At 51.4% G+C, this 19,245-nt stretch carries 13 protein-coding genes and 2 tRNA genes; 14 read left to right on the top strand and 1 reads right to left on the bottom strand.

Translation table 11 applies throughout. From position 1 onward, the window contains the following. Nucleotides 1-7: 7 nt before the first annotated feature. From ACGHP5_RS11110 to ACGHP5_RS11080, 7 genes are all read left to right on the top strand, one after another. Entirely contained in the window at nt 8-1,048 is a 1,041-nt protein-coding gene (locus tag ACGHP5_RS11110; RefSeq protein ID WP_337756494.1) for a TlpA disulfide reductase family protein, read from the top strand. A gap of 10 nt (nt 1,049-1,058) precedes the next feature. Then, nucleotides 1,059-2,120: a TlpA disulfide reductase family protein gene (locus ACGHP5_RS11105; RefSeq protein WP_337756495.1), complete on the top strand. Its 1,062-nt coding sequence runs from the start codon at nt 1,059-1,061 to the stop codon at nt 2,118-2,120. 130 nt (nt 2,121-2,250) lie between these two features. Then, a tRNA-Arg gene (locus tag ACGHP5_RS11100) sits at nt 2,251-2,324 on the top strand. Between the two features lie 115 nt (nt 2,325-2,439). After that, entirely contained in the window at nt 2,440-3,672 is a 1,233-nt protein-coding gene (locus tag ACGHP5_RS11095; protein ID WP_390566791.1) for a phage integrase SAM-like domain-containing protein, read from the top strand. 150 nt (nt 3,673-3,822) lie between these two features. Next, nucleotides 3,823-4,773, top strand: a complete 951-nt coding sequence (locus ACGHP5_RS11090) for a hypothetical protein (protein WP_390566790.1) — start codon at nt 3,823-3,825, stop codon at nt 4,771-4,773. A 742-nt stretch (nt 4,774-5,515) separates the two neighbouring features. After that, nucleotides 5,516-6,106: a hypothetical protein gene (locus ACGHP5_RS11085; RefSeq protein ID WP_390566788.1), complete on the top strand. Its 591-nt coding sequence runs from the start codon at nt 5,516-5,518 to the stop codon at nt 6,104-6,106. 71 nt (nt 6,107-6,177) lie between these two features. Then, nucleotides 6,178-7,941 (top strand): hypothetical protein, encoded by a 1,764-nt coding sequence (locus ACGHP5_RS11080; protein ID WP_390566786.1) that lies wholly within the window; start codon nt 6,178-6,180, stop codon nt 7,939-7,941. A gap of 75 nt (nt 7,942-8,016) precedes the next feature. Here ACGHP5_RS11080 and ACGHP5_RS11075 read toward each other — a convergent pair whose 3' ends face one another. Next, nucleotides 8,017-8,949, bottom strand: a complete 933-nt coding sequence (locus ACGHP5_RS11075; RefSeq protein WP_390566784.1) for a Fic family protein — start codon at nt 8,947-8,949, stop codon at nt 8,017-8,019. Nucleotides 8,950-9,354: 405 nt separating this feature from the next. Between ACGHP5_RS11075 and ACGHP5_RS11070 the strand changes: the two genes are divergently transcribed. From ACGHP5_RS11070 to ACGHP5_RS11040, 7 genes are all read left to right on the top strand, one after another. Next, nucleotides 9,355-9,651, top strand: a complete 297-nt coding sequence (locus tag ACGHP5_RS11070; protein ID WP_390566782.1) for a hypothetical protein — start codon at nt 9,355-9,357, stop codon at nt 9,649-9,651. Nucleotides 9,652-10,014: 363 nt separating this feature from the next. Beyond that, a complete protein-coding gene (locus ACGHP5_RS11065) occupies nt 10,015-10,443 on the top strand; it encodes a lipocalin family protein (protein ID WP_390566780.1) in 429 nt (142 codons plus the stop codon). Between the two features lie 663 nt (nt 10,444-11,106). Next, entirely contained in the window at nt 11,107-12,882 is a 1,776-nt protein-coding gene (locus ACGHP5_RS11060) for a hypothetical protein (protein WP_390566778.1), read from the top strand. A 334-nt stretch (nt 12,883-13,216) separates the two neighbouring features. After that, nucleotides 13,217-13,290 (top strand) — tRNA-Arg (locus ACGHP5_RS11055). 473 nt (nt 13,291-13,763) lie between these two features. Next, nucleotides 13,764-14,846, top strand: a complete 1,083-nt coding sequence (locus ACGHP5_RS11050; protein ID WP_290533078.1) for an efflux RND transporter periplasmic adaptor subunit — start codon at nt 13,764-13,766, stop codon at nt 14,844-14,846. Between the two features lie 12 nt (nt 14,847-14,858). Next, on the top strand, nt 14,859-17,900 hold the full coding sequence (locus ACGHP5_RS11045) for an efflux RND transporter permease subunit (RefSeq protein WP_295904505.1): 3,042 nt from the start codon (nt 14,859-14,861) through the stop codon (nt 17,898-17,900). Continuing rightward, a complete protein-coding gene (locus ACGHP5_RS11040; protein WP_390566775.1) occupies nt 17,897-19,240 on the top strand; it encodes a TolC family protein in 1,344 nt (447 codons plus the stop codon). Before ACGHP5_RS11045 ends, ACGHP5_RS11040 begins: the two co-directional genes overlap by 4 nt. The last annotated feature ends 5 nt before the right edge of the window (nt 19,241-19,245 follow it).

Raw genomic sequence — 19,245 nt, 5'->3', positions numbered from 1 at the left:
TGCCGACATGAAAAAATTGCTGATCGCATCGTTCGCCGCTGCCGCACTGTGCAGCTGCGGAGGCGCAAACTACACCATCACAGGTCACTACGAACTGCCTCCGGGCGATTCGGTCTATCTGTATGCTTCCGACAACACGGTGCTCGCCGCGGGCGTCGTCGGCGCCGACACGACCATTTCGCTGAAAGGGAGCGTCACCACACCGGAGATGGTTTCCCTGACCGACCGGTACAAGACCAGCGCCGCTACCATTTTCCTCGAACCGGGAAAAATCCGGATCGAAACATACGCCCCGAACCGTGGATACATCGTCTCCGGAACGCCGCTCAACGATAAGTACAAAGCATTCAACGATGCAATGGCCGCTTTCGGAGAGAAACTCCGCAAAGGATCCCCGGGACAAACTCTCCAGGACATTCTGGCCGAAATGAACGAACTCTACACCCGAACCATAAACGCCAATCTCGACAATATTTTCGGAGTATGGGTCTTCAACTCGTACGAATTCGAGCAGATCAAGAACGATCCCGGGAAAATCAAAGCCCGCCTGGCGCAGTTTACACCCGAAATGCAGGCGCATCCGATGCTGAAACGGACACAGACACAAGCCGTAACGCCCGCACAGACCGCAATCGGACAGCCGTACACGGACCTCGCGATGAAAAACGCCGACAACGAAACGGTGCAGCTTTCATCGCTCGTAGGTCCCGGCCGCTGGGTGTTGCTCGACTTCTGGGCCACGTGGTGCAGGCCCTGCATGCTGGAAGTCCCCTACCTGAAGAGAGCCTATGCAGCCTACCACGACAAAGGATTCGAAATCTACGGCATATCGCTCGATTCCGATCCCGCGAAATGGAAGCAGGTCATCGGGGACGAAGGCATGAACTGGGTCAACACGATCCGGAAAGACGCAGGACTCGATCCCACCGCAATCTACAACATCAGCTCCATCCCTTCGAATTTCCTGATCTCGCCCGAAGGCAAAATCGTAGCGAAAAACCTGCGTCACGAGCACCTTGAAGAAAAACTCGCAGAGGTTTTCCAATAAATTTACCCCGATGAACCAAATTTTCCTTGCGCTCCTTGCCGCTGCCGCACTGTGCAGCTGCGGAGGCCCCAATTACACCCTTTCGGGCAAAGCCGGACTTGCTCCGGGCGATACGCTCCGCCTTCGTTCGCCCTACGAAAACGACTCGGTGCTCGCCACGACGGTCGTACGCCGCGACAGTTCGTTCCGCATCCGCGGACACGTCGCCGGACCGATGATCGCCAACCTGATGCACAACGACCGCCGCATCGGAGCGCCGATCCTGCTCGAAGCGGCCGACATCCGGATCGAGCCCACGGGCGACGTACGAGGCTTCCAGTTCACCGGAACGCCGCTCAACGATGCGTTCAACGCCATGAATGCCGCACAGGTATCGCTCGGCAACGTCCTGCAAGCGCTGGAAAACGAACCGGACACACCCGAACGCAGACAAAAACTCGACTCGCTGGGACGGATTTACCGGCAGATTCCCGGCGACGCGCTGGAAGCCAACCGCGACAACCTGCTGGGCGCGTTCCTTTACTCCCGCCGCACCGATGCGGACCCGGCGAAGGCCCGTGAACGGCTCGCACAGTTCCCCGCCGAATTGCAGAACCACCCCGTGCTGGAGAGCATACGGCGGGAGATCGAAGCCGTCGAACGTTCGTCCGTCGGCCGGCCCTACATGGACCTCGCACTGAAAAACGCCGACGGAGAGATCGTCGCCCTTTCGTCGCTTGCGGGGTCCGGCCGCTGGGTGCTGCTCGACTTCTGGGCCACGTGGTGCGGTCCCTGCTGCCGCGAAATCCCCCATCTGAAAGAGGCCTATGCCGCATTCAGCGGACGGGGATTTGCGATCTACGCGGTGTCGATCGACCTCGACGCGGCACGCTGGCGGCAGTTCCTTGCCGAAAACAGCCTGCCGTGGACGAACGTGCTGTCCCCCGGCGAAGGCAAGCAAAGCCCTGCCGCAGCAATGTACGGCATCCGTTTCATTCCGTCGAATTTCCTGATCTCGCCCGACGGCACGATCGCCGCCCGCAACCTCCCCGGCAAACAGTTGCAGGCCCGGCTGGAGGAACTGATGAAATAACGGTGTTTTAAACGACTGATAATCCGGCCGATGAGGTAGCGCCCGTCGGCCGGATCATCATTTTTACTAATTTTTTCAAGCAATTATTTGCGTGTTTCGGATTTTTGCCCTACATTTGCATTCGCAATTCGGCACCGTAGCTTAATTGAATAGAGCATCTGACTACGGATCAGAAGGTTACAGGTTTGAGTCCTGTCGGTGTCACTCTCAAAATCAGCCACTTACAGCAATGTAGGTGGTTTTTTCGTGTCTTGTTTCGAGCGGTTTTTACAGCGAAATCGGGGATTTGTTTAAACCAATGTTTAAACCGAAATTGGTTATGAACACCACCCTCACAACCGTTCTGTACACCTCTAAAACCCTATCTGACGGCACTCACCCCCTTATGTTACGGCTCACGAAAAACCGCCGAATCAAGTACATCAGCCTGCACATTTCCCTCGATGCCAAATTTTGGGACTTTGACAAAAGCCGTCCCAAGCGGAATTGCCCCGATAAAGAGCGCATAAACACCCTTATCGAAACCAAGACGAAAGAGTTGCAGGAGCAGATTTTGGACTTTAAAACCAGCGATAAGGAATATACGCTGAACACGCTTCTCGAAAAGGCATCCCGCAAGGTCGTGCGCCAAACCGTCGGCGAATATCTGAACGGCTACATCGACCGCCTGCTGGCCGCAAACAGGGTCGGTAATGCAAAGACCTTTCAGGAATTGCGCACCTCGCTGACGAAATTCAGCCGTTCGCTGGACTTTTATTTTATAGACATCGACGCCGAATGGCTGAAACGGTACGAACAATGGCTGCGGGTGGAACGGCATTATTCCGACAACTCCGTCGGCATCCGTTTCCGTTCGTTGCGGGTGCTTTACAACAGCGCAATCACCGACGGCCTCATTAAGAAAACGGACTACCCTTTCGACACGTTCAAAGTAAGCCGATTCAAAGAAGCCACGGCCAAACGGTCGCTGACGAAAGAGGATATAAGGCGCATTATGGATTGCGAGGTGCGGACGCTGACCAAGTACCCCAAACCGTTCCTGCAACTGGCAAAAGACTTGTTCCTGTTCAGCTACCTGTCGTGCGGCATCAATCTGACAGATATTCTGCACATCCGCTATGCCAACATCGTGGACGGGCGGCTGGTTTTCAACCGTCAGAAAACGGGTAAACTCCTGTCGTTCCAACTCCAACCTGCCGCACTCGACATCCTCGACAAGTACCGCCAGCCGAACGCACATCCGCAGGATTACATTTTCCCTGTTTTAAGGCGTTCTGTTCACGTTACGGCGCAACAACAGTACGGACGGGTGCAACGGACGAACAAGCGGATAAATCGCTATCTGAAACTAATCGGTGAGCATCTGCACCTGCCTATCACGCTCACGACATACGTTGCGCGGCACTCGTTCGCCACCGTGCTGAAAAGGTCGGGAGTTTCGACATCCATCATTTCGGAATCGCTGGGGCATAGTTCAGAGAAAATCACACAGATTTACTTGGATAGCTTCGAGAACTCGCAGATAGATGCGGCTATGCAAAACTTATTATGAGGTGACAAGGTTTGAAAAAAGGTCTATCTTATAGCCCCCGAAACCGAGTTTGTCACTACTTTTTAAGGGATTATCCGATTTAATCGGGTAGTCCCTTTTCTTTTTTCTGCGGTGGTCAGTTGCGACAGAAAGCGGATTTTTGTAAATTCGTTGAAACAATTACCGCTTATGAACGAACTTACAGGCTCGAAAGGCTGTTTGGCTACCGATACCCGCTCCTTACGGGAAATCGCCCCGTTGCTGGAAAATTATTTCGGCATTACGCTGGGTTACTTTACCAATGAAATAGAATCGAGTACGGGCATCTCCGCCGCCAAAGCGATCCAAGAGGATCACGAAATACGGTTGCCGACCAACCGTTTCGATTATGATGCTTATATGGAACTGTTCGGAAAAACACTCCTTTTGACCGACCGACTGCGTGAAGCCCTCTTATTCGTGGCTTACATCATCACCGACCGCAAATTCAACGAGGAAGAATTAAGCGAGCGCGGATATTGGGAAGATTGGAACACCTATAAGGGCGAGTGGGCGAAACTGATGCTTTTTATGGAAGAAACCGAACAACGGCATCGGAACCTGTACGAACGTGTCGGAGAACAGGAAATGCCCGTGACCCTGCGCACCAACAGCCGCAAGCAGAAGCCGCAGACGATTCCCAATACGAATAACTGGCTGTTCCGTCTGATCCGAAAGGAACTCGCCGATTATTTTCCCGACATTCAGACCGCCGAAGATGCACGGCAGGAATTGGAACGACGCAAACCGTCAGCAGGAGCCAAACCGATGAATACGCGCTATCCGATTGTCGCATACGGGATTTATCGGATGCTCCATGAAGAAAATGCGATGACCGAGAATCCCGACACGCCGAACGAACTTTGCAGGCTGATCTACGATTACACCCGCTTCGTCGGGTGCTATCCCTCCTATAAAGGCTATGACGGTTCTTTCAACCCCAAAAACATACGCGCCGACATAGGCTATATAAAGAAGAACGTACAGAAATACGGCGGGGAAAAGATACCGAAATTCCCGTCTGTCGAGTTCGGGCGAATACACATCGTAACGGACAACATCGTCTATAAGGATTTATTCTGAATAACCGACATATTTCAGATAGAGAATGGGTGCAGAAATGCACCCTTTTTCTTTACCTGCTCCGCCGAAACCCAAGAGCGTTTTTCGCGTTATCGTAACAGAGTAAAAGAATCCGATATGAAGCTGACGAACAGGTAAATAATAGGCATGAAAACAGCCGATATCGTTTACCTCGAAAGGCTCGGAGAACGCGAAAAAATAGCTGATCTTTGCCAGTGCAATCAATAAGCGACAAGGCAATGCACCGAGCGAAAAAACGACTGAAAACGGCTCTTTGTAACGGATTGAAAAACTGGGGTAAAGAACAGGCCGAAAACAAGCCGATATTCTCTACCCCGAACCGATTAGCGAAAGGGCGTGTTCAAGTGTTTTACATACTGCAAGCGGAGGAAATCGGAGCGTACGGCCAATGAATCCGCAGGGAGAAACCGAAAGCCCGAAAGTGGAGGTTGAACTAAAAAAACGACCGATGAACCGCAAAACGTAACCAACTAAAAAACAGAGGTAAATAATAGGGCTGAATATAGCCTGTAACCTCTACCTCGAAAGGCTCGGAGAAGCTCGAAATCCTCCGTTTCTTTGCAGTAGCAAACAAGGTCGGAGCGTACGGCCGACCAAAGTTGCAGGGAGTAGCCGACAGCCCGAAAGAGGCGGCAACAAACCTTAATAAAAAATAACGATTATGAAAACGCTTGTAAACACTATCGCTAACACGAATACTAATTTTAATAATACTAATAAAATGGAAAAAATTAATGTAGCAGCGGCATCGCAGCAGGTAGCTGGAAACCGCGCAGAGGAGATGATGGCCTCGGCAATCGCACACGAGGCAAAGATGGCGGAAATCAAAGCCGCCGAGGAGCAGGAGGAGAAAATGAACCTCCGCATTATCAAAATCAAGCCCGCAGGGAACGCCAAAATGTTCCGCACGCTGGCGAAAGCGATTGCGGCAGGGGCTACCACCCTGATCGTGACCACCCGTGTAGACGTGGCTGGATGCGGATATGTTTGGTTCGGAATCCGCAAGGGTTACACCGAGTTGGACGGCAAACTGTTGCTCAACGCCCAAATCTGGAACTACCTGCTGGCGTTCCTGATGGGTAAGGAGTTACCCGAAGTGACGGAGTTCGAACCCGACCGTGAAATCTGCTGTCAGTCCGAGTGGCTGGCAGAGGTGGCCGCCGAGGTGGAGAAACTGACCCCGATCACCTCCGAGGAATACAACGAAAGCGAGGAGGGCATCGGCTACCTCGCCAAAAAGTACCACTTTCCCAACGGCAAAGTCGTAATGCCTGCCGAAGCGATGGAGGACATCTGCGACCTGCTGAACTAAACTGCGGAACGAGGGGAGCGGGTTTCGCCGCTCGCTCCCCAAGTTTTTTTAACTCCAAATCAAACAATTAAATGAAGATTGAATATATCAAAATAGATGCAGGCCAGCGGTTCGACGCCGTGATGCCCGAAATACCCACCAATTCGATCATCAACAAGACCGTCACGGGATGCGGTGCGACCTATGCCGAAATCAATGCGCCCCGCCACTCCGTCATCATCGAGCCGAATGTTCCCGTTATCGAGGGCAAGATGAAAAAGCACCCGCAGATACTCGGCGTGTTCGAGGGCGTAACGACAGAAGACATCATCGACTTTCTGAACACGAACTACAACGACGGCTATCTGAAAATCATGACCACGCCCGAAAGTTTCCCCAAAGTCCGCTCGGCGATGGTGCAGACGCATACGGATATGTACGGTGAATGGTTCATGCTGTTCGACGAATGCGAGCGCACGATACAGGATGCAGGCTATCGCGGCTCGATCACGCTCCCGATGGATGATTTTTTCCGATGCAAACAAAAGGCGATGGTTTCTGCGACGCCGATCATCCCGTCCGACCCGCGTTTCGAGCAGCAGGGCTTTACGATGAAGATACTCCGCCCGACCTACGACCACAAACCGAAAATGTGGCTCATACACACGAACGATACCGTCGGCTGGGTGCGTACCCTTATGGGACAGGTAAAAGGCAAAGGGCATCCGCTCTGCATCTTTCTGAATTCGACCGATACGATCCACCGCATGATCTGCACCTATAAGATCGAGAAACGGTGCAAGGTCTTTTGCAGTTACGAGAGTGTGAAGAAACTCCGCAAGCGGGATTTTTCGCGGGCTTACTCCTCACTCGGAGAACTGGACGAAATCAACTTTTTCACGAGCCGTTTCTTTTCGGCGGTAGACATCGAACTGCCGACAACAGCCTGCGTGCTGATCGTAACCGACCTTTCGTTTGCGGCGCACACCGTCATCGACCCCACGACCGAAGCCGTACAGATCGTCGGACGCTTTCGCAACGGCGTGGAGGATGCCGCGCATATTTTCAGCACCAACAAGGAGATGCCCTGCAAATCGCGGGAAGAGATCGCCACGAGATTGGAGGAGTGCGAAGCGGTCTACAAACAAGTCCTGCAAATCGAAGCATCGGGGGCGGGTTGCGATACCCGTGCGCAGGCTTTGGAGGGAATGGACTACAAACGGTTCATGAACGCCGACGGAACGCGCAACTGGTTCATGTGGGATAACGCCTACGACGACGAGCGGATCAAGCGGTACTACACCGATGCCGAACTGGTGCGGGAGGAGTACGCGAAAGCATTTCACACGAATTGCGTCGAATATATCTATCCGTTGTCGGACTGCGACCGACTGCAACGCATAAATCCCCGACTGAAAATGAAAGACCTGTTCCGCGAAATCGTGCGGCAGTTGGAGATACTGGAACAAAACCGAACGTGGAATGAATACTACTTTCTGCGCGAGGAGATTCAGAACCAAGTGCCGATGATGGTGGATGCCTACTATGCCCTCGGAGCGGCAGAGATCGAACGGTGCAACTACAACATGAACGCAATCGGCAAACAGATACAAGAAAACGAAAGCCTGCAACTGCTGACCTCGGAAAAAGTTTGCGGGGAGGTGTACTCCCAGTTGAAAACGGGCGACAGGCTACCCGTGTGCGCCGTCAATCGTTTTATGAACGATCTGATTATGCGGTTCGGCATCCCCTACCGCAAAAAAGTGACGGCAAAGATGATCGGAATCTATTTCGAGTACAGGGAGGTGCGCACCAACAAACAACGGTTCATCGAATTGGGAAAGCGGAACATATAGCCCGTAACGGGTGAAAACAGGTCGGTGACAAACTTTTGAAAAGGGTCTGTAAAAGTACCTTTTTCGGGATTCCTGTCACCCGATCACCCACTCCCCGCGGCGTGTAGCCCCCACCCGTTTGAGCCTGCCCGACTTGGTGAGTTTCTGCAAATGATATTTCACGCCGTCGGGCGAGATTCCGACAACCTCGGCCAGCTCCGCCCGTGTAATGCTGGGATTGCGGGCGATGGCTTCCAAAATAATTTCTTGGGTAGTCTTTCGGGTAGTTTCTTGGGTAGTGAGCGTTTCGGCGATTACCCCCAAAACAAACTCGACGAAAGGCGTGCAACCCGCCTTACCGCCACTTACGGCAATCGCCTTATAATACTCCTTTTGATACTTATATACAATGTTTTCGATCGGCAGGTTTTTGAAGATAGGCCGCCACCTGCTCAAAATCAAGGTCTGCCACAATCGTCCCGTGCGACCGTTGCCGTCCGCGAACGGATGGATAAATTCGAACTCATAATGAAAGACGCAACTTGCGATCAACGGGTGTTCATCCGTGGTGCGCAGCCACTCGAACAGATCGTTTACGAGAAACGGCACACGTTCGGCATCGGGCGCATAATGGATAACCGTTTTCCCCGACACCACACCCACACCGCCTTTGCGGAAACAACCGATTTCGTCGATCAACCCCGCTTCCATCGTGGCGTGAGCCTTTAACAGATCATCGACTTTACAAGGGTCGAGCGTGTCGAGCAATTCATACGCTTTAAGGGCGTTGCGCACCTCCTGCACCTCGTTAATAGGAGCAACGACGGGTTTTCCCTCCAATACCGCCGTGACCTGCTCCGTCGAAAGCGTGTTGCCCTCGATAGCCAGCGTCCCGTGAATCGTCTTGATCCGATTGACCCGATGCAGGCGCAGATTTTCATGCGCATAGTAGCTGCCGATTGCCTCGCTGATCTGTGCAACCAAATTCGTGATCTTCGGCGTAATGGTGTAAGGCGGTTTATAGGACATGGTACACTTGCTTTTCGGCAAAGATAGCGATTCTTTCTTTTATAGGGTAGTTTTAGGTAAATCTATTTATCATCCACTCCCCATATCGTGCGATTTATGCCGAAACTGCCCCGCAACCAAAAGGTGACAAACTTTGTGAAAGGGTCTATAAAATATCCTTTTCGGAAAAGGTTGTCACTCGCAGATAAACAAGGCCGAGATACCCCGACCGAGCGGACAATCCCTATTTTTCACCCCTCCCCATTTTCGGATGGAAAACTGAATTTTCATCCATCCCATTTAATAAGATTCCACCTAATACAAGCCGCCCCTATTCATACCCGAAACCATATAACAGAATAGAATTATTGATATTATATAGAGTTGGATTACTACTGATAAGCGATAAACAAAAACTCAATCGCTATGTACGGAACACAAGAGAAAGCCAAACGAATTACGGACATCCATATCCTATGGGGACAAAGCACGGTTATCGGGGAGCTGATCCAAGCGGGGAAAATCGACGAGGAATACATTTATCCCTTTAACGGGGACGAGGTGTTGGAATGGTGGCTTGTCACTCCGTGGCTGGCAGAACGACTGAAAGAGCAGGGCGAAATCATCATCGACGAATTAGGGTGTCGTTGGTGGGGACGGCTGACGAGCGGGCAGGCGATTTACATGGACGGCGTAATACAAGAAATCTGCGGGGAGGATTAACCCCAAATTTTAATTCTAAAACTACAAACTGCAACAGCCCTCAAGATGCCGATAATTGCATAATCCGTTTTTGTTTCCTACATTTGTGGGACATACGACAAACACGGAAAGTGTAAGTTTATTCTCGTAATCGAATCTGGAAAATTCAAAGGGAGAGAGTAAGCCGACATCTTCTCGCGTCAATATTGCATTTGCACAATCCCGTGCGGTGCTTTATTGCGTGGGGCTGTTGCTTATTTTATCCCAAGGTTTTCCAGAACCCGATTACTAAAATGAGTTTTCAGCACCACGCTTTCTGTTTCTTAAAAATCAAACATTAATCGTCGCGTTGGTGCTGGGGCGACAACCTAAACTTATTCAATTATGAAAAAGTTATTTCTTATTGTGGCCGCTATGTTTGCGGCAGTTTCTTTCTCGGCTTGCTCCGATGATGATGACAAAATGAATCCCAATAATATCATTGGGACATGGCAAATTATCGAAATCCACGAGAACGATAGCTATTCAGATGAAATATGGCCTACCGAAAGTGACTATTACACTTACACTTTTAATGAAAATGGCACGGCTATTCTTAAATGGCATGACGGAAGCAATGAGGAGTACAACTACAACTACTCCATCAACGGAAACGTGTTGACAATGAATGAAAAGAACACAACCGAACCAATGACTTATATTTTCCAAATCAAGGAATTGGCTAAATCCCGTCTTGTTTTATTCGAGCATGAGGTAAATCCTGATGATGAAAATGACGTTTATGAAGCAACATTAACATTCAAAAAGATCTGATTCATAAGCAATAATAAATAGGGAGTGACAGGCTTTGTGAAAAGGTTAATCTATAAGACCATTTTGCAGAGTTTGTCACTTTCTTATTTTGTTTATTCCGCTAATAATCTTATCTTTATAAAGATAAAACAACATAACATTTTGCGCAATATGAACAGATACAAACAACCGAAAACAGAATGAAAGACCGAAATGTGGGAAGATAGACAGATAATCCAAAAGACGGTCAAATGAAGCCCGACAGACGCAATAGCCCTGCTTGTCGAGAAACCCGAAGACGGAATATATCCCGAAACATTTATCTACTTGTTTGCCCCTAATATGGCAAACATAACAAAGCCCATCGAAATAACACTTACAAAAAATCGACGCTATATATTCGGATGAAAGTGCGAACTGAAAGACATGGACGGGATAGTCGGCATAATGGCACGCAATGAGGTAGGGATAGAGGGAACAGAAGAACAGGTGAGTTTATTCGACTACCATGTAAAAGCCGATACAGTCCTATTCCAATACACCACACCCGACGGACGGGACGAGGTAATGAAATTCCCGTTAGCGGGATTTTGTGAGAATTATTTAGTACAGCTTGGTCATTACTAGAAAAATTATTAAATTTGATATAAAAAATACCGACTCAATAACCTTAAAGGCTACACTATGGTTTATTACAATCTCTCAAAATGGACTATATCAGAAGAAACTGAAGGATTATTATTTTTTGCTCAAAGAATCGAAGAAATACTATGTCATTATACATTGGATTCTTTCAAAGGACGCCTATTAAATACTCCATTATTAATAATTGAGGCTCAAAAAACAATTAGCGATATTGAGAACGAAAAAATAAATAATTCTCATATAAAATATATTATTGAGGAGTTAAACTGGAGTCTAAAGCAAGATAGGGTAGCAAATAAATTATTAGATATTGAACGGGAATTATATTACCCTATTAATTTCGACCCGAAATCTACAAACTACGATGAGTTAAAAGATATATTATCTTTATTAGCAAAAAAGCTCGTAAATCGTAAATACGAATCCGTCTGTAGACATTTATTGACAGAGGCTATAAAAGATAATAAAAAAAAGGATATTAATGCGCTATGTGAAAATTGGATATGCATTTTACAATATATGGATTATTCTCGCTCTTGGCTGTACCTTTATGTTGTAAATTTTTTCTTTAAGGCAAAAAACGAGATAAAATCCAAAGATATTTTGGATGCTTTTTTTTCAAAAATTGATTTTAAAGAGAAATTATTCCATGTTTATTGCATTGCAGATGCTCTTTTAGAAAAAGCTATCGCAGCTATTCAACTCTCATCTATCTCAATAACCAATATTCCAAATGAACTTCTCGTAAACGCTCGTGCAGCAGCATATAAAAACAAGAAAAATGCAAAAAGAATTTTCATCCGATGTGAAGTAAAGCACTGTGACCCCTATACAGCATTCCAATCAACAACAGATATTATTGATAATATACGAGATTTATTTGGTTTTTATTATCACAAAAATAGTCCTAACGTTTTAGATGAAAAACTTGTTGTTAATCAAGACGATCTATCTGATATAACACTGCTTTCATCTCAAGAACAGCCTATGATAAATACAACTAATAAAATAGGCATAACTACTGCGGCTAATAAACTAACTAAATTATTTGGAGGATTAACACCTAGTCCACAAACAACAGTTAAAATATTCAGAGTTTTTGATTTACATAGTTCTTGCATTCAAAATCGAAATTTAGAAAATCAGATTTTAAATTTGTGGACAGCACTAGAGGTTATAGTTCCTTTAAAACAACATGAAGACAAATCGAAAATAGAACAAATTAGTACGATAATAAGCCAATCTTCGACATTAGGCTATTGCTATAAATTAGTAAAAGAAACATTAGTTTATTTTCTAATATGGAATCGAGGATTGGTTAATAAACATATATATAGCCTTAATAATAAATATGGAGATAAATTGTTTAATAAATTTTTAGCATTCATCGTTCTGGATGAATTGGAACAAAACAGAATAGCATTATATAGTGATTTAAACAATTTTCCATTATTACGATTTAGGATTTATCAATTACACGAATCAATGCACTCTCCGCAATGCTTGCTTACATTATTCAATAATCACTCACAAAAATTAATGTGGCATTTAAGACGATTATATAGAACACGAAATTTAATAGTTCATGATAATAACACTATATATCGACTTGAAAATTTAGTAAGCAACTGTCATCTATATGTGGATGATTTCACGAAATTAATGTTGAGATTAATTCAAAATGATCGTAGCATTGAAACCATAGAGCAGGGAGTTAAATATATAGAACTTACATATCAGCATAGAATTAATAAGTTAAAATCTTCAGGCATAATTGATATTACTAACTATCAATCATTATTACTTTGGAAATGATAATGTAGTTGAATTGCATCGTATCTATAAAGATTAAGGAGAGAAGGCCGAGAAAATGCGGCGTTTTCCTTTGACAATGACAAGTGACAGACTAAAAACGAGGGGCTATATAATTGCCCTTTCAACATAGTTTGTCACTTTTTCTATTTATCAAATAATCAATTAATTCACTTAATTTATTAACCCAACTTTGGGATAAACGAATTACCCGAAATGTTTAAACCAATGTTTAAACCGCGCCGAGTAACAGCACGCAAAAGAGAAATTCATCGACAAAATTCACATCCGTAACTACCTGTTAATCAACGTTGCCCTACATTTGCACCTGCAATTCGGCACCGTAGCTTAATTGAATAGAGCATCTGACTACGGATCAGAAGGTTACAGGTTTGAGTCCTGTCGGTGTCACTGAAGAAGGAGAGTCCAAAAGACTCTCTTTCTTACGTTTAGGGTGGTTGTCGGAGAAGGCATCCACCTTTTCCTTTGACAGTTTCCAGCCTGTTTTCCGTCGGTTTTTACAGCGAAATCGGGGATTTGTTTAAACCAATGTGTAAACCGAAAAACCCCGATGAACACGGCCATCGGGGAGATCGGAAAATGCGGCGAAATCCGAAGCCGACGTTATTTCACCCCCGATTTTTTCCGTTTCACCCGTCCGAAACCGGATAATCGGACAAAGCTTTGTAATTTCATACTTCAAAGACCAGCCCGTTTCGCTGTCGAAAGCCGACAGTCAACACGCTTTTCTCGCATTTTCGGTGTCAAAACGACACTTTTATTCGTCGGAAAGTTCCCCCGAACCGGGCGCAATTCAGTTTTGCATCCATCCGCCTTTTTCGTATCTTTGCATACGATTCCCAACGCAAAACCTGACTCTCGCAATGAATAAGAAAAAGAAATGGATCATCACCGCCATTGTTCTCGTGGTATTCTGCCTGGCATTGGGCCTCTATAACCTGCTGGGCGACAAGGGTTCCGCCACGTCGCAGGAAGCGGACGCGCCAATCGCGCCCCGCAGACAGAGCACGCTCAACGTCAACGGGCGCATCATCCGTCCGCAGCGGCTCACCGACGGCATCACCACGGTGGGCAACCTGCTGCCGGACGAGGAGGTGGACCTCTCGTTCGAAACCTCGGGCAAAATCGTGGCGATCAACTTCCAGGAGGGAACCGTCGTCCGCAAGGGCGAACTGCTGGCCAAGGTCAACGACCTCCCGCTGCTGGCCCAGCTCTCGCGTTACGAGGCGCAGCTCAAACTGGCCGAGGACCGCGTTTACCGCCAGAGCGCCCTGCTCAAAAAGGACGCCGTGAGCCAGGAGGCCTACGAACAAGCCCGCACGGAACTGGCGATGCTCAACGCCGACATCGACATCGTGAAGTCGAACATCGCGCTCACGGAGCTGCGGGCGCCGTTCGACGGTGTGATCGGCCTGCGCAACGTCAGCGAAGGCGCCTATGCCTCGCCGAGCGTCGTGGTGGCCAAGCTCACGAAGATTTCACCCCTGAAGATCGACTTTTTCGTCCCCGAACGCTATGCCAACCAGATCAAGGCCGGCACGCGCCTCTCGTTCACCATCGAGGGGCGGCAGGAGCGGTTCGAAGCCGCGGTTTACGCCACCGAATCGAAGGTCGACATCGCCACCCGCACGCTGGCCGTCAGGGCGCAATACCCCAACACGCGGGGCAAACTGTTGCCGGGGCGCTTTGCGACGGTGCAGATCCGCATGCACGAAATTCCCGACGCCATCGCCATCCCGACCGAGGCCCTCGTGCCGGAAATGGGCGTCGACAAGGTATTCCTCTACAAGGGAGGCAAGGCGCACGCCGCAGAGGTGAAGACCGGCCTGCGGACCGATTCGAGCATCCAGATCATCGAGGGACTCAACGTCGGCGACACGCTCATCACCTCCGGTACGCTCCAGTTGCGCGAAGGACTCCCCGTGAAACTCGACACCGTCGAATAAACCCTCCGCCGCATGAACATTTCCGAACTGAGCATCCGGAGGCCTGTCCTGGCATCGGTGCTGACGATCATCATTCTGCTATTCGGCTTCATCGGATACAGCTATCTCGGCGTGCGCGAATTCCCGAGCGTCGACAACCCGATCATTTCGGTCACATGCTCCTACCCGGGCGCCAACGCCGACGTGATCGAAAACCAGATCACCGAGCCGCTCGAACAGAACATCAACGGCATCCCGGGCATCCGCTCGCTGTCGAGCGTCAGCAGTCAGGGCCAGAGCCGCATCACCGTCGAGTTCGAACTCTCGGTAGATCTCGAAACCGCGGCCAACGACGTTCGCGACAAGGTTTCACGCGCCCAGCGCTACCTGCCCCGCGACTGCGATCCCCCGACCGTGACGAAGGCCGACGCCGACGCCTCGCCGATTCTGATGGTGACGATCCAGAGCGACAAGCGCTCGCTGCTCGAATTGAGCGAAATCGCCGACCTGACGGTCAAGGAGCAGTTGCAGACCATCAGCGACGTGAGCGGCGTGCAGATCTGGGGCGAAAAGCGCTACTCGATGCGCCTGTGGCTCGATCCGGCGAAGATGGCCGGCTACGGCATCACCCCGACCGACATCAAGAACGCCCTCGACCGCGAGAACGTCGAACTGCCCTCGGGCAGCATCGAGGGCAACACCACGGAATTGACGATCCGCACGATGGGACTGATGCACACCACGCGGGAATTCAACGACCTGGTGGTGCGCGAGGACGCCGACCGCATCATCCGCATGAGCGACGTGGGACGCGCCGAACTGGGTCCGCAGGACACGCGCAGCTACATGAAAATGAACGGCATCCCGATGGTGGGCGTCGTCGTCGTCCCCCAGCCGGGCGCCAACCACATCGAGATCGCCGATGCCGTGTACGCACGCATGGAGAGCATGAAAAAGGACCTCCCGGACGACGTGGTCACCTCCTACGGATTCGACAACACGCGCTTCATCCGCGCCTCGATCGACGAGGTGAGGACCACCGTTTACGAGGCTTTCATACTGGTCATCATCATCATCTTCCTCTTCCTGCGCAACTGGCGCGTGACGCTGATCCCCTGCATCGTGATCCCCGTGTCGCTGATCGGCACCTTCTTCGTCATGTACGCCGCGGGATTCTCGATCAACGTGCTGTCGATGCTGGCCGTGGTGCTCTCGGTGGGACTGGTCGTCGACGACGCCATCGTGATGACCGAAAACATCTACATCCGCATCGAACGGGGCATGACGCCCTTCGACGCCGGCATCGAAGGAGCCAAGGAGATCTTCTTCGCGGTCATTTCGACCTCGGTCACGCTGATCGCCGTCTTCTTCCCGATCGTCTTCATGGAGGGCATGACGGGACGTCTGTTCCGCGAATTCAGCATGGTGATCTCGGGCGCGGTGGTCATCTCGACCTTCGCGGCGCTCACGATCACCCCGATGCTGGCGACCAAGCTGCTCGTGCGGCAGGAGAAGAAAAGCTGGTTTTACAGCAAGACCGAGCCGTTCTTCATCTGGCTCAACGACTTTTACAGCCGCACGCTGGCCTCGTTCCTGCGCCGCCGCTGGCTGGCCCTGCCGCTTGTCCTGCTGATGATGGCGCTGATCGGCTGGCTGTGGAGCGCCATTCCGGCCGAGATGGCCCCGCTGGAGGACCGTTCGCAGATTTCGATCAACACGCGCGGCTCGGAAGGCGCCACCTACGAATACATCCGCGACTACACCGAAGACATCAACCGCCTGGTCGACTCGCTCGTGCCGGAAGCCTCGTCGGTGACGGCGCGCGTGTCGAGCGGCTCGGGCAACGTCCGCATCGCCCTGACGGACATCGCGACCCGCGAACGCTCGCAGATGGAGATCGCCGAGCAGATCTCGGCCGCCGTGCGCTCGAAGACCAAGGCCCGCGCCTTCGTACAGCAGCAGAGCACCTTCGGCGGACGCCGCGGGCGCATGCCCGTGCAGTACGTGCTCCAGGCCACCAGCCTAGAACGGCTGCAGGAGGTGCTGCCCGAATTCATGCGCAAGGTTTACGAAAGCCCCGTGTTCCAGATGGCCGACGTGGACCTGAAGTTCAGCAAGCCCGAGGTGCGCATCGAGGTCAACCGCGACAAGGCCAACCTGCTGGGCGTCTCGACACGCAACATCGCCCAGACGCTCCAGTACGGGCTGAGCGGCCAGCGCCTCGGCTACTTCTACATGAACGGCAAGCAATACGAAATCCTGGCCGAGATCAACCGCCAGCAGCGCAACAAGCCCGCCGACCTGCGTTCGATCTACGTGCGCAGCGACAAGGGCGAGATGATCCAGATGGACAACCTCATTTCGCTCGCGGAGAACGTCGCGCCGCCGCAGCTCTACCACTACAACCGCTTCCTGTCGGCCACCGTGTCGGCCGGACTGGCCAAGGGCAAGACCATCGGCCAGGGACTCGACGAAATGGACCGTATCGCCGACGAGACGCTCGGCGACGACTTCCGCACGGCGCTGGCCGGCGACTCGAAGGAGTTCCGCGAAAGTTCGTCGAGCCTGATGTTCGCCTTCATCCTGGCCATCGTGCTGATCTACCTGATCCTCGCCGCGCAGTTCGAGAGTTTCAAGGATCCGCTGGTGATCATGCTCACCGTACCGCTGGCCATCGCCGGCGCGCTGGTCTTCATGTGGGGCGCGGACCAGACGATGAACATCTTCAGCCAGATCGGCATCATCATGCTGATCGGACTGGTGGCCAAGAACGGCATCCTGATCGTCGAGTTCGCCAACCAGAAGCAGGAGGCCGGGCTGGACAAGATGCGAGCCATCGAGGAGGCCTCGCTGCAACGCCTGCGCCCGATCCTGATGACCTCGGCCTCGACCATCCTGGGCCTGCTGCCGCTGACCGTCGCCACGGGCGAAGGCGCCAACGGACGTATCGCCATGGGTATCGCCGTGGTGGGCGGCATGGTGGTCTCGACGCTGCTGACGCTCTACATCGTTCCGGCCATTTACAGCTACGTCTCGACGAACCGAATCAAGAAATCGAAAAACAACGACGCATGAAAAGAGCATTTTTAGCGGCCCTGCTGCTGGGAATCGGCAGCGCCGCCGGAGCGCAGGAGGCGCCGTCGACCCGGGAGGCGTCCGCTCCGCTGACCCTGCGCAAATGTCTGGAGATAGGACTTGAACAGAACTACGACGTACGCATCGTGCGCAACGACGAGCGCATCAGCGACAATAACGCCACGGCGGGAAACGCCGGGATGCTCCCCACGGTCGACCTCTCGGCCGGATACACAGGCACGCTGGACAACGACCGCACCGCCACCCCGCGCAACGGGGACGCTTCGACCGAGACCGGCGTCTACGACCAGACGGCCAACGTCGGGCTGGCGGTGAACTGGACGCTGTTCGACGGGCTGCGCATACGCACCAATTACAAGCGGCTGAAGGAGATGCAGCAGATGGGCGCGCTGAAGACGCGCATCACCATCGAGGACTTCATGGCCAGCCTCACGGCCGAATATTATAACTACATCCAGCAGACGCTGCGCCTGGAGAACTTCCGCTATGCGGTCTCGCTCTCGCGCGAACGGCTGCGCATCACCGAAGCGCGCGTCCAGGTGGGCAACTTCTCGCGCCTCGACCTGTTGCAGGCCCGCGTCGACTTCAACGCCGACAGTTCGAAATACATGTCCCAACACGAGCTGGTGACCGCCTCGCGCATCCGCATCAACGAACTGCTGGCCAACGAGAACCTCGACGAGAAGTTCAGCATTCCCGACTCGGTGATCCGGGTCAACGCCACACTCGACTGGAACGACCTGCTGGCCAAAACCCTCTCGGCGAACGCCTCGCTGCTGATGGCCGAACACGACAGTTCGCTGGCCGAACTGGACCTGAAGACCGTTCAGGCCCGGAACTATCCCTATGTGAACCTCACGACGGGCTACGGATACACCTACAACCGCTACGGCACGGGAACAAACCTTTCGCGGGGAACGCTCGGGCTGAACGCCGGTGTGAAGGTGGGCTTCACGATCTTCGACGGCAACCGCCGCCGCGAACAGCGCAACGCCCGCATCGGCGTCGAAAACGCGCAGCTGACACAGCAACGGCTGGAACAGTCGCTGCGCGCCGACCTGTCGAATTTCTGGCAGGCTTACCGCAACAACCTCGAAGTGATTCTGCTCGAAGAGGAGAACCTCATCGCCGCCAAGGAGAACTACGAAATCGCCATGGAACGTTACCTGCTGGGCGACCTGCCGGGCATCGAGATGCGCGAGGCGCAGAAAAGCCTGCTGGACGCCGAGGAACGTATTCTCACGGCGCAGTACAACACCAAACTGTGCGAAATCTCGTTGCAGCAGATCAGCGGCAACGTGATGGTCTATCTGGAATAATCTGC

The organism is Alistipes sp. i18-0019-D1 (assembly GCF_042852885.1).
In the GTDB taxonomy this organism is placed as follows: Bacteria; Bacteroidota; Bacteroidia; order Bacteroidales; family Rikenellaceae; genus Alistipes.
The sequence above is the reverse complement of the archived record's forward strand: the minus strand, read 5'-3'. Positions and strand labels throughout refer to the sequence as shown.

Excerpts from the sequence above, each read along its gene's own strand:
- ACGHP5_RS11110 (WP_337756494.1), top strand. The coding sequence starts at position 8 with ATGAAAAAATTGCTGATCGCATCGTTCGCCGCTGCCGCACTGTGCAGC.
- ACGHP5_RS11105 (WP_337756495.1), top strand. The coding sequence starts at position 1,059 with ATGAACCAAATTTTCCTTGCGCTCCTTGCCGCTGCCGCACTGTGCAGC.
- ACGHP5_RS11095 (WP_390566791.1), top strand. The coding sequence starts at position 2,440 with ATGAACACCACCCTCACAACCGTTCTGTACACCTCTAAAACCCTATCT.
- ACGHP5_RS11085 (WP_390566788.1), top strand. The coding sequence starts at position 5,516 with ATGGAAAAAATTAATGTAGCAGCGGCATCGCAGCAGGTAGCTGGAAAC.
- ACGHP5_RS11080 (WP_390566786.1), top strand. The coding sequence starts at position 6,178 with ATGAAGATTGAATATATCAAAATAGATGCAGGCCAGCGGTTCGACGCC.
- ACGHP5_RS11075 (WP_390566784.1), bottom strand. The coding sequence starts at position 8,949 with ATGTCCTATAAACCGCCTTACACCATTACGCCGAAGATCACGAATTTG.
- ACGHP5_RS11070 (WP_390566782.1), top strand. The coding sequence starts at position 9,355 with ATGTACGGAACACAAGAGAAAGCCAAACGAATTACGGACATCCATATC.
- ACGHP5_RS11065 (WP_390566780.1), top strand. The coding sequence starts at position 10,015 with ATGAAAAAGTTATTTCTTATTGTGGCCGCTATGTTTGCGGCAGTTTCT.
- ACGHP5_RS11060 (WP_390566778.1), top strand. The coding sequence starts at position 11,107 with ATGGTTTATTACAATCTCTCAAAATGGACTATATCAGAAGAAACTGAA.
- ACGHP5_RS11050 (WP_290533078.1), top strand. The coding sequence starts at position 13,764 with ATGAATAAGAAAAAGAAATGGATCATCACCGCCATTGTTCTCGTGGTA.
- ACGHP5_RS11045 (WP_295904505.1), top strand. The coding sequence starts at position 14,859 with ATGAACATTTCCGAACTGAGCATCCGGAGGCCTGTCCTGGCATCGGTG.
- ACGHP5_RS11040 (WP_390566775.1), top strand. The coding sequence starts at position 17,897 with ATGAAAAGAGCATTTTTAGCGGCCCTGCTGCTGGGAATCGGCAGCGCC.